Here is an 11,298-nt window from a genome sequence, read left to right as displayed (position 1 = left end):
AATATAAAAGTCGTTGAATATTAGACTGAAAATAAGCCTCAGGTTGGTATTTTATCTTAACATCTTTCCCTTCAATATTTTGAACCAACTTCACATCTCTTTCATTAGTTGCTGATACCATCACATAACCCGCTGTTCCTTCTTGATTATTCATCCATTTAAAAAAACCAGAGTGCAATAATGGTGCTACCCAATACAGATCGTTTTTGACTTTTTGAATACAAAATTCTCCAAGCTCCACTTGACTACCCAACGCCGGTTGCGATCCTAATACTTTTTCTCCTAAAAGATGTGCTAAATCCTCATCGACTACTCTGATTTCGTCGATAGAAATAGGTGCAATATGGTTGGATATCTTTTGGCCACTAGCCACTTTACCTATCAAGGTTTGATAAGAAGCTGCTCGAAACAACGGAAGGCTGGTTAATATAGGTGTAACAATCATGTATCCTAATAAAACCGCTATTGTAATAAATAAAAAGCGATTGGGCTTTTTAGCGATTTGTACTTGTTTTTTATCGGCTGACATTTTCAATCCCGTGGAAAGAACTATTGCCAAGACAGTCAAAACTAACAACGTAAAAGGCAACCCAATAAAACCGTAGTTGATTGTTGGCATGCCTACATAAAACAGCAAAAAGCAAACAAACAGGAAGAAAACAATCGAAACACTTTTTTTCATAACACCATATAATTTACTCTATTAGTATTGAATTGCCCTTTTTGTTACACTTAAATAGCGGCATTTCATTAAAAAATAGTACTTCATAAATGAATCGAGAGGTAAAAAACTTCCGTTTTAGAAGCAGTATACGCCAGAAATAGCCCCGATAGAGCTGGCATCCTCGTAACGAAGTGAAGAGATACAAGCGAAAGCGGGAGTAAATGTGTTATGAATGCCAAAAGTGCTGCTCCTATACCTTACTATGGTAGTTCTTAAAAAAATAGTATTTTTGTTGCTGATTTACTCATGAAATTTAAAAATCACTCAATCTATAAAATAAAAATATGAAAGCATATGTATTTCCGGGTCAAGGCGCTCAGTTCACAGGAATGGGAAAAGATTTATATGAAAACTCCGCTTTAGCAAAAGATTTATTCGAGCAAGCAAACACTATTTTAGGCTTTAGAATTACTGATATTATGTTTGAAGGCACGGCAGAGGAATTGAAAGAGACCAAAGTGACGCAGCCAGCTGTTTTTTTACACTCGGTTATATTAGCCAAAACTTTAGGTGCTGACTTTAAACCCGAAATGGTAGCGGGTCACTCGTTAGGCGAATTTTCGGCTTTGGTTGCTAATGGTGCTTTATCGTTTGAAGACGGATTAAAATTAGTATCACAAAGAGCCTTAGCAATGCAAAAAGCCTGCGAAATCAAACCTTCGACCATGGCAGCTGTTTTAGGACTTGCTGACAATGTGGTAGAAGAAGTGTGCGCCTCAATTGACGGAATTGTTGTTGCTGCCAATTACAATTGCCCAGGACAATTAGTGATTTCAGGAGAAACAACTGCTGTTGAAGCTGCTTGTGTTGCCATGAAAGAAGCGGGAGCAAAACGCGCTTTGTTATTACCTGTAGGTGGTGCTTTCCACTCTCCTATGATGGAACCAGCTAGAGAAGAACTTGCTGCAGCTATTGAAGCAACTACTTTTTCTACACCAATATGCCCAGTGTATCAAAACGTAACAGCAACAGCAGTATCTGATGCCAATGAAATCAAGAAAAATTTAATCATTCAACTAACTGCTCCCGTAAAATGGACGCAATCAGTTCAACAAATGATCGCTGACGGGGCAACTTTGTTTACTGAAGTTGGTCCAGGAAAAGTATTAGCAGGCTTAATTGGAAAAATAGATAAAGAAGCTGCTACTGCAAACATTTAATTAACAAGTTTTTACACTTATTAAAAGTCCTCAAATAATAATTTTTGAGGACTTTTTGATTAAAATGAATATTCCATACTTAATAAAATAAATCGAGAGGTTAAATTAGTTTGAGAAATATACTTTGAAAAATCATTATTTTGGTATTGACTAAAATTTCTCAAATTCATTAGATTATTTCCAACTACTATAAAATTTAACTTATCATTCCATTTAAAGTAATATTCAAAATCAACAAAGTTATAAGCGTTACGATTCTCTTTAATGTCTGGCACGAACAAATCACTTTTTAAAACAATATTTGATTTTTTACTTATTTTATAGCGAACTTTAAACGTATTTTGAAAAGTCTGAATCGAATTTTCTTGGGTTGACTTTGATTTTAAAACGCTATAAATAGTTGCGTTCTCAAAATTTACTTTCGTTGAAAAACCAGATCTAAATTCAAAACTATTTTTAAAATTTTGATTGCTATTTCTTCTGATATCACTGTTGTTTACAAAGTTAGGGTATAATGTTTCTAACCAATTAGAGCTAAAGGTTAAAGTAGACGAAAGGCTAGAAAAAAATCGAGACATTCTTAAATTGGCTCCTTTTGAAGTATTTTTTTCTTTAAAAAACTCATTTTTAATAACAGAAAAACGCTCACCAATAGTAAAGGAAGATAAAAACTGGCCATTGTTTTTTTCATACTGTGTCGTCAAACTTAGCGTCGTATTACTTCCTAAATCAGTGTAATGATAGTTGAAGGAATAATAATTGCCTTTTTGAAAATTAAAACTGGGGTTATTAAGCATAACAGTTCTATTATTGACAAAAACACCATTAGTAAAAATATAATCCTCACTAATTGGTTTTTGCTTATGTGAATAAGAAAATTGCATCATCCCTTTAAAAATTCTATAATCAATTAATAAAGAGGGCTCAAAGACAAAATTGTTTGATGTTTTGTCACTGTTTAGTATACCATCACTTAAAATAAAATTATACTTAGTCAAAGAAACACTTGGCGTAAATACTATTTTTTTCAACTTATATTTTAGTTGTGAATAATTATAATAGGAGTTGTTAGATAAATAAACATTATTTATTTCTAATTCGTTAGTAGAGAAATAGGGAGTTTTGGTTAAATTACCTCCCAATTGAATCATATAATTTATATTATCGTTCTTCCCTAAAAAAACAGAATTGAAGAGTAAAGTTTGTTTTTGAAAAGTGCTTTTCTGCTGAATTGTCTCATTTTTACCAAAACTAGAAAATAGCTGCGGTTCTTTATCAAAAGAATAATACAAATTGGTTTGCAGGGCTTTATTATTGGCTACCTTCCAAGTATGAACCAATTTATTTACCGAAAAAAAACTATTGGTTTCATTAAAATTTTCAAATTTAAATTCTTTGTTTTGAGTATAATTAGCATCTAAACTTGATTTTTCGAAATATTGCTTACTGTAGATTTCTATTAAGCTAGCTTTTGATGTATTGACCCTAAGCTCAATTTCACCTGTTTCAATATTTGGTTTCTTCACATATGAATATTCATCATTTGTAGTAAAAACTTTATTGTCAATATAATTTGTTGTTTGAATCTGTTGTTTAGAATTTATTTTATCATCAATGAAATTGAAATTCACTTTGAGACTTACTATTTTGCTCAGCTTAAATAAGGAATTATAACTGGCAAAAAATTGTTGATTTCGATTAAAGCGAATCGGGTCTAAAGAAGGGTAAAACAAATCATCCGAAAGTATTTTTTTTGTTCTAAAATCATCTTCTGATTTTCTATCCATACTCTTACTGCTCTGTTTTTCATAAAAATAAGTATCGCTTCGACCAATGTTATTCAAGTTTACAGTTGTAAATGATTTTACAGCAGCAGAAATTTGCATTAAATGAACATCCGCATAATAGGCTCCTTTTAAATCCTCCTTCAGACCGATCCCATTTTCTACTGTTCCAGAGTAATCTGACTTGCCTTTTTTAAGTTTTAAATTAAGAGCTACTCTACCCTCACTTTCAATACCTTTTAGAAGGTGATTTTTTGTATAATTTTCAATGGCTTCAATTTGCTCTACCATATCTATATTTATATTCTTAGTTCCCACTTTGTAATTCGAACTAAAAACGTTATCCCCATCCAGAGTAACGGTTTCTAAAGCTTTACCTTTGTATTTTATACTCCCATTTTTATCAACCTCAATCCCAGGCAGTTTTTTTATAAGGTCTTCGACTTTTTTCTCACTACCATCTCTGTACTTTGCGACAACAAAAACAACAGTATCCTTTTTTACTATGTAGGGACGATCTGTTTTTTTTATAATAACTTCTTGTAATTGTATGGTTTCATTTTTACGCAAAACTATCTTAAAACTATATTCTTGGCCTATTTTTGGAGTTGCAATATCTATTTTTTTTGAGTAAAATGATGTTGCCGTTATTTCTAATTCTAAATCTTGGTATTTCTTTTTCAATAAATAATTGATGTTACCATCAAAAATTTTGGTGTACTCTGCTATAGCCTGACTATTTTTTTCTTTGAACAAAACATTACATACTGGTACAGGCATTCCTTGCTCATCCTCTATTGTGAGCTGAACTGTCTGACTGGAAGAAATAATATAAAAGAAAAAGAAAATTAGGGTGCAATGATATTTTGACATGGTAGGTAAATGATTTTAAACAAATAAAAAGGCATCTGTTTAAGTGTTAAAGTGAATACACGCCCATATTGTTTAATCGTAAACCCTTTCTTTTTGCAATTCTTCAATAAGCTCAATGGTACCCATTCTAGGACCAAAAATCATTGATTGTGATGGTGTTTCAGAACTTTTAGCCTTCTGAAATCTAATTTTTTCTTCTTTTATAATTTCGCCAGCAAGTGCTGAAAAAGGAATCCTCTTTTTATTTATAAATGGATTTTTAAGTTTATCCTCAACAGAATCTAAGTATGTAATTTCTGTAGCTTGAATTTCTAGAAAATTATCTTTTGTTTTAACGTACAAAATAAATCCAGGTAAACCATCAAATTTCCATGGACCACCTTGATTAGCTATTTCATTCGTAAAATAAGCTTCGTATTCTCTGCCTCGATGTTTCGTAGTAGCCTTTTTGCATTTATAATTAGCAATTATTGTATCTTTTTCATTCAAAATTTCCCACTCAAACATATCAATTTTATCTTCAATAAATACTTTTCTTTTAAACTCAAGTAATTCAGAACTTAACAGTACTCCGCTTCTGAAATCTTTATAAAATTGCTCATTATAGGAAAAAGTAAGCGCAGCATTGTCAATAGTATAAAATGCAATGGTATCTCGTTCCTTTATTACCGCAACTTTATCTTTATACTTAAAATTATTTATATCCATAAAATCAGTGACTTCAAAAAGCGAGTAACTTTCATTTTGATACAAAGTGAATTTTTTGGTCAACGACATATTATCTAACGCAACATCATTCTTTTTAAATAAAAAAGACACTTTTATTGACTGTGAATGCATCACATTGATAAAAAACAAAAGCAAAATAATTTTTCTCATCCCAATTAAAACTTATACTATTAAAATTAAAGTGCTTCCTCCTGTTAGAGGAAGCAAACAAACACTATTGCGCTAGCCCAAGTTCCTTTACAGCTTCAGCAATACAACCATTTGTTGCACCACCCCAACAAAAAAAGCAAGAATATTCATGCCTCACCCAATTGTTGCCATCCCAGATACTACAACCTACAGTCTTCTCCTCATTTTTTTTCTTATCAGATGCTTCTTTTTTGGCTTTTTCTACTTCTTTTGTTTCTGACTTTTCATTGGCTGCACTAGCCAAAGTTAGCATACCTAAAGCCACCAATGTAAAAATTTTTTTCTTCATTTTTTTAATCTTAAAAATTAATAGTTTTTTATTTGTTAATTAACTTACCAAAACTAAAAAAAACAAACATAAATGCAAATTTTATCCTACTATTATATAAAACCAATTTAAACGTAAATTAGCCTTTAAAAATCACAAAACATATTGATTATGAAAAAGACCTTTTTAGGATTAGCGGTTGTTGCAGCATTAACAATCGTTTCTTGTAAACAAGAAACCAAAGACAAAGTAGGCGAAGCCACAGATGCTATAGGAACTGAAATGGACCAAGCCGTTGATACAGCGGCTGTAAAAGTAGACGCTGCCATCGATTCTACTAAATCTAAAATTAGCAACAAAATGAAAGAAGGAGCTGCTAAAATGAATGAAAAAGCAGAAGAAATGAAAGAGGAATCTAAGAAGTAAAAAAAAAGACTGTCTATTGACAGTCTTTTTCTTATTCTCTAATTTTTTGTTCCCATTTCCAGGCGCTTGCTAATGCTTCCTCTAAAGTAGATTGGGCGGTCCAGCCTAAAATAGTATTTGCTTTGGTGGTATTAGCATACGCTTCGGTGACATCTCCCTCGCGGCGATCCACTAATTTATATGGTAACTTTTTGTCACTTACCTTTTCAAAAGCATGTATGACTTCTAATACCGAACTTCCGGTACCTGTACCTAGGTTAAAAGCTTCTACTTTTTCAAGATTCTTTTTATTTAGTAGTCGTTGCAAGGCAATTACATGGGCTTTTGCCAAATCGACAACATGAATATAATCTCGTACAGCGGTTCCATCAGCAGTTGGATAATCAGCGCCATAAACGGCTAGTTCTTTTCTTAACCCCATTCCGGTTTGAGTAATGAACGGAACTAAATTTTGAGGAACTCCTAGCGGCAACTCACCAATCGCTGCCGAAGGGTGTGCTCCAATAGGATTGAAATAACGCAACAAAATAGCATTGATTCCCGTTACCTTGGCCGTATCTGTAATGATTTCTTCACCTATTTGTTTGGTGTTTCCGTAAGGCGACATGGCTACTTGAATTGGCGCATTTTCAGTGATTGGCATGTTTTCGGCTTGACCATAAACGGTACAAGACGAACTAAATATAAAATTAGCTGTTTCTTTTTTCTGTAGTTCTTGTAATAAGTACACTAGAGCATTAACATTATTTTCATAATATAGAAGAGGATTTCCAACACTTTCGCCCACTGCCTTTGAAGCGGCAAAATGAATGACTCCTTCTATATCAGAGTGTCTTTGAAAAAAGTCTTGGACTTTACCTTTCTCACGTAAATCTAATTTTTCAAAAGCAGGAACAATTCCTGAAATTGATTCAATACCATCCATAACCTTTAAAGAAGTATTTGATAAATCGTCAATAATAACGACCTCATATCCTTCTTTTTGCAATTCCACAACAGTATGTGAACCTATAAATCCTAAACCTCCTGTTACTAGTATTTTCATATTGTTTGTATTTTATGTAAAAGGCACGAATTACCGTGCCTTTCTATTTTATTTATTTAAAAATCCCAAAACACAGTCAGTGATAAACTTAATTTGTTCGTCGTCTAATTCGGTATGCATCGGCAACGATAACACTTCTTTAACCAACTGATTCGTTACCGGAAAATCCTCTTCTTTGTATCTCTCATCTACATACGCTTTTTGAGCATGTAAAGGAATTGGATAGTAAATAGCACATGGAATTCCGTTATCTAATAAATGCTGCATTAAGCCATTGCGGTCAGCATCTAAAATACGTAAAGTATATTGATGAAAAACGTGGCAATCGCAGATATCACAAATTTGCGGAGCAATAATATTTTTATGTCCTTCAAAAGCAGCAGAATATTTTCTAGCTGCATCTTGTCGCGACTTATTGTACAAGTCTAATAAAGGTAACTTAGCATTCAACACAGCAGCTTGTATGCTATCTAAACGAGAATTTACACCTACTACATCATGATGGTAACGTTCGTACATTCCGTGATTTACAATTCCGCGTAGCTTATGAGCCAAGGCATCATCATTCGTAAAAATAGCTCCACCATCACCATAACAACCTAAGTTTTTAGATGGAAAAAATGAAGTCGCTCCTACATGTCCTATTGTGCCTGCTTTCTTTTTGGTTCCATCAGAGAATTTACAATTGGCTCCAATCGCTTGAGCATTATCTTCAATCACATATAAATTATGTTCTTTAGCTAATGCCATGATTGCCTCCATATTAGCAGCACGTCCAAATAAATGTACCGGAACAATGGCCTTAGTTCTAGGTGTGATTGCCGCTTTAATGCGATCAATAGAAATATTCATGTTGTACAGATCCACATCAACAAGAACTGGTGTTAATTGTAAAAGAGCTATTACCTCCACAGTTGCAGCAAAAGTAAAATCAGCAGTAATCACTTCATCACCCGGCTTTAAATCCAATCCCATCATGGCGATTTGCAAAGCATCGGTTCCGTTAGCACAAGGAATTACATGCTTTACATCAAGATATTCCTCTAATGATTTTTGAAATTGATGTACTTGCGGTCCGTTAATATAAGTATTAGTATCTAAAACCTCTTGGATTGAATCATTAACAGTGGTAGCAATCTTATCGTATTGACTTTTCAAGTCAACCATTTGTATTTTTTTCATCTCTATTTAAATTTACCAGAAGCAGCTTTTAAAGTTAAAATTAGAAGACTGAGCAAAGCCCGCTGCTACCTCAACCTAGTTGGGAAGAAATTTTAATTGTATTCGAAATCGCCAACTACCGCCTTTTCTACTACTTCTTATTGCAAAAATAGCAATTTAACCGCTAAGATTTAAATGATAAACAAAAGAAACAGTATTTTAGCAAAATAAAACTTTTCATATGCTTTTTCTGTATAATATTTTAACCAATTTCGCTAGTTCGCTATTACCTGTGATTGCGCTTTTCGCACCAAAAATCAAACTTTTTGTCGATGGTAGAAAAGAGGTTTTTAAAGAACTTTCCAGCAAAATAAAACCCGAAGACCTTACTATATGGTTCCATGCCGCTTCATTAGGAGAGTACGAACAAGGTCTTCCTGTAATTGAAAGTATAAAAACCAAATACCCTTCACACAAAATAATAATCAGTTTTTTTTCGCCTTCAGGTTATGAAGTACGTAAAAATAATATAGTGGGCCACGCTACTGTTTATCTGCCTTTAGATACTAAATCAAATGCAAAGGAATTTATAAAAGCCGTTCATCCTGATATGGTATTTTTTATCAAATACGAATTTTGGCCTAACTACCTCAACGAATTAAAGGAACACCAAATACCGACTTATTTAGTTTCGGGGATTTTTAGAGAAAACCAACTCTTTTTTAAATGGTATGGGGCGTTCTACGTAAAAGCACTAGATGCCTTTACCTACTTTTTTGTTCAAAACGAAAAATCTAAAAACCTACTAGTACAATTAGGCAAAACAAATGTTGCTGTCTCGGGAGACACGCGCTTTGATCGTGTAGCAACCATTTTAGAAAAAGACAACAGCTTATCGTTTATTGCTGCTTTTAAAAACAACAAAACAACACTAGTTGCAGGAAGCACTTGGCCAAAAGATGAAGCCCTACTGACAAAATACATCAATCAAACAGCGCACAATATAAAAGTAGTAATCGCGCCTCACAACATCAAAAAAGATCAAATTGCCAGCTTGAAAAATTCGATCACTAAAAAAACAGTACTCTATTCGGATTATCTTTACAATCCTACCATGCCATTAGCAGAATATGATGTTTTTATCATAGACACCATTGGTATACTAACTAAAATTTATAGTTATGCTGATATCGCTTACGTGGGAGGAGGATTTGGAAATCCCGGTGTACATAATATATTAGAACCAGCCACCTTTGGAATCCCAATCATTATAGGTCCTAATTATTCACACTTTGCGGAAGCAACCGCCTTAATCAGATTACAAGGATGTCGCGCAATTTCTAATGCGCAACAATTAAAAAAAACGATTACTGAATTGAACGCAGATGCAACATATCGAACAGAGAAAGGACATATATGTAGCACATTTGTAACAATGAATAAAGGAGCAACCAACATCATTTTAAATACGATAGCTCCATAACTGGTTCACACCTCTTTTTTATGTCTTTAATTTCTTGCTTTCTGTCAAAAATCAATTTCGATAGCACTAGCACTGCATTTCTATTGGTTGAAGTAGTTAAAACAGTTCGAATTTGCGTTTTTATAAAATTTTGCTTTAGTTTATTTGGATAAATACTTATTCGGCCATCCTATTTTGGCAAAATATAAACTATTCATAATCAAATATTTGTCTACTCACCCACTAAACAACGGCTAAAGGAGAGCCTTAGTGGCTTGTTTGAAAAACAAACAGACTCCTTTTTCAAACAACTAAGCACGTAAACCCCTTTACAGGCAGCAGGTTACATAAAACAGAATCAAGAAAAAGGGTTGGAAATATTATTTTTAAAAAAAAATTGAAAATTTATTCTACATATCAAAAATTTTATATCTTTGCTCCGAATTAATAATTAACCTTTTATATTAAATTAAGATGAAAAAAGTATTTTTAAGTTTAGCTGTTGTTGCTGTTTTAACTGTTGTATCTTGTAAAAAAGCTGAAGCTCCTGCTGAAGAAGTTGTAGCTGACACTACTGTTGTAGCTGTTGATACTGTAGCTGTTGATACTGTAGCTGTTGATACTGCTGCTGCTGCAACTACTGAAGCTCCTGCTGCTGAATAATTTCAGACACAAGCAAAAAAAAATAAGCCGTTTACTTTAGTAGCGGCTTTTTTTTGTGCCTATTTTTTTTTATAAAAACCCAAATACTTATTTTTAGTGCAGAACGCTACTAATCTGTAAATTCAAAATTGTTGTTTGAAAAATCTAAAATCTCAGCTTTAGACCCGTACTTTACAATTTCATCGATTCCTTTCTGCACCATTAATTCCGTGCTGTATTTACGACTTACCGCCACTACTTGCCCATTTACAACGACACGAAAGAAATACTTTCCTTTGGAAGTCTTAAACTTTACATAAGAGCACGTTTCAAGTACTGATCGCAAGTACTCTACAGCCGACTCACAATCCATCCTTAACTCATAAGCATTACTAGTAAAAATAGGCTTGCCTTTGCGAGAAGCAAATTCAAACTTATAATCTCCACTAAATCTTTTACTAATTACAAAAGAAGCCATAGTTATTTTAGAACAAACAGGTTAATTACCACTTTAAGCGTGATCACGCAAACATACCACAATCACGACCATTATTACAACTTCACAGCTTGCAATTCGTTGACCAACCCTAATTATTGAGGACAAAAAAAAAGCCTCAAACATAGTTTGAAGCTTTCTTTGTACTCAGAGCGGGACTTGAACCCGCACGAACATTGCTGTTCACTGGATTTTAAGTCCAGCGTGTCTACCAATTTCACCATCCGAGCATTATTTGGTATCGAGCGAAAAACGGGGCTCGAACCCGCGACCTCGACCTTGGCAAGGTCGCGCTCTACCAACTGAGCTATTTTCGCATTTTCAATTTTTAAAAAGAAC

Annotated in this window: 10 protein-coding genes, 2 tRNA genes and 1 pseudogene; 4 read left to right on the top strand and 9 right to left on the bottom strand. The window is 33.5% G+C overall.

All coding sequences use genetic code 11. The features are described 5' to 3' along the window. Positions 1-682: pseudogene (locus P8M54_RS09610) on the bottom strand (hypothetical protein); the annotation flags it as partial. A gap of 326 nt (positions 683-1,008) precedes the next feature. Between P8M54_RS09610 and fabD the strand changes: the two are divergent. Continuing rightward, positions 1,009-1,884, top strand: a complete 876-nt coding sequence (gene fabD, locus P8M54_RS09605) for an ACP S-malonyltransferase (RefSeq protein ID WP_300287602.1) — start codon at positions 1,009-1,011, stop codon at positions 1,882-1,884. Between the two features lie 59 nt (positions 1,885-1,943). Here the strand turns inward: fabD and P8M54_RS09600 are convergent, their stop codons facing one another. The 3 genes from P8M54_RS09600 to P8M54_RS09590 form a co-directional block, all read right to left on the bottom strand. Then, positions 1,944-4,541, bottom strand: coding sequence for a hypothetical protein (locus P8M54_RS09600; RefSeq protein WP_300287601.1), 2,598 nt, complete (start codon positions 4,539-4,541; stop codon positions 1,944-1,946). Positions 4,542-4,613: 72 nt separating this feature from the next. After that, positions 4,614-5,420: a GLPGLI family protein gene (locus tag P8M54_RS09595; RefSeq protein ID WP_300287599.1), complete on the bottom strand. Its 807-nt coding sequence runs from the start codon at positions 5,418-5,420 to the stop codon at positions 4,614-4,616. A 64-nt stretch (positions 5,421-5,484) separates the two neighbouring features. After that, entirely contained in the window at positions 5,485-5,748 is a 264-nt protein-coding gene (locus P8M54_RS09590; protein ID WP_300287598.1) for a hypothetical protein, read from the bottom strand. Positions 5,749-5,898: 150 nt separating this feature from the next. Here P8M54_RS09590 and P8M54_RS09585 point away from each other — a divergent pair, with 150 nt between their 5' ends. Next, positions 5,899-6,153 (top strand): hypothetical protein, encoded by a 255-nt coding sequence (locus tag P8M54_RS09585; RefSeq protein ID WP_300287597.1) that lies wholly within the window; start codon positions 5,899-5,901, stop codon positions 6,151-6,153. A 31-nt stretch (positions 6,154-6,184) separates the two neighbouring features. On the opposite strand, the gene galE is transcribed toward P8M54_RS09585, so the two are convergent. Beyond that, on the bottom strand, positions 6,185-7,198 hold the full coding sequence (galE, locus tag P8M54_RS09580) for a UDP-glucose 4-epimerase GalE (protein ID WP_300287596.1): 1,014 nt from the start codon (positions 7,196-7,198) through the stop codon (positions 6,185-6,187). Positions 7,199-7,246: 48 nt separating this feature from the next. Beyond that, positions 7,247-8,380, bottom strand: a complete 1,134-nt coding sequence (locus P8M54_RS09575) for a DegT/DnrJ/EryC1/StrS family aminotransferase (protein ID WP_300287595.1) — start codon at positions 8,378-8,380, stop codon at positions 7,247-7,249. A 220-nt stretch (positions 8,381-8,600) separates the two neighbouring features. On the opposite strand from P8M54_RS09575, the gene P8M54_RS09570 reads away from it, so the two are divergent. Then, entirely contained in the window at positions 8,601-9,842 is a 1,242-nt protein-coding gene (locus P8M54_RS09570) for a glycosyltransferase N-terminal domain-containing protein (RefSeq protein WP_300287594.1), read from the top strand. A 453-nt stretch (positions 9,843-10,295) separates the two neighbouring features. After that, positions 10,296-10,484, top strand: a complete 189-nt coding sequence (locus tag P8M54_RS09565; protein WP_300287593.1) for a hypothetical protein — start codon at positions 10,296-10,298, stop codon at positions 10,482-10,484. 109 nt (positions 10,485-10,593) lie between these two features. Here P8M54_RS09565 and P8M54_RS09560 read toward each other — a convergent pair whose 3' ends face one another. The 3 genes from P8M54_RS09560 to P8M54_RS09550 form a co-directional block, all read right to left on the bottom strand. Next, positions 10,594-10,941, bottom strand: a complete 348-nt coding sequence (locus tag P8M54_RS09560) for a DUF1508 domain-containing protein (RefSeq protein ID WP_300287592.1) — start codon at positions 10,939-10,941, stop codon at positions 10,594-10,596. Positions 10,942-11,103: 162 nt separating this feature from the next. Beyond that, positions 11,104-11,189 (bottom strand) — tRNA-Leu (locus P8M54_RS09555). 14 nt (positions 11,190-11,203) lie between these two features. Next, a tRNA-Gly gene (locus tag P8M54_RS09550) sits at positions 11,204-11,276 on the bottom strand. Between the last annotated feature and the right edge of the window lie 22 nt (positions 11,277-11,298).

The sequence above is a fragment of the Flavobacterium sp. genome (genome assembly GCF_029242675.1).
In the GTDB taxonomy this organism is placed as follows: domain Bacteria; phylum Bacteroidota; class Bacteroidia; order Flavobacteriales; family Flavobacteriaceae; genus Flavobacterium.
The sequence above is the reverse complement of the archived record's forward strand: the minus strand, read 5'-3'. Positions and strand labels throughout refer to the sequence as shown.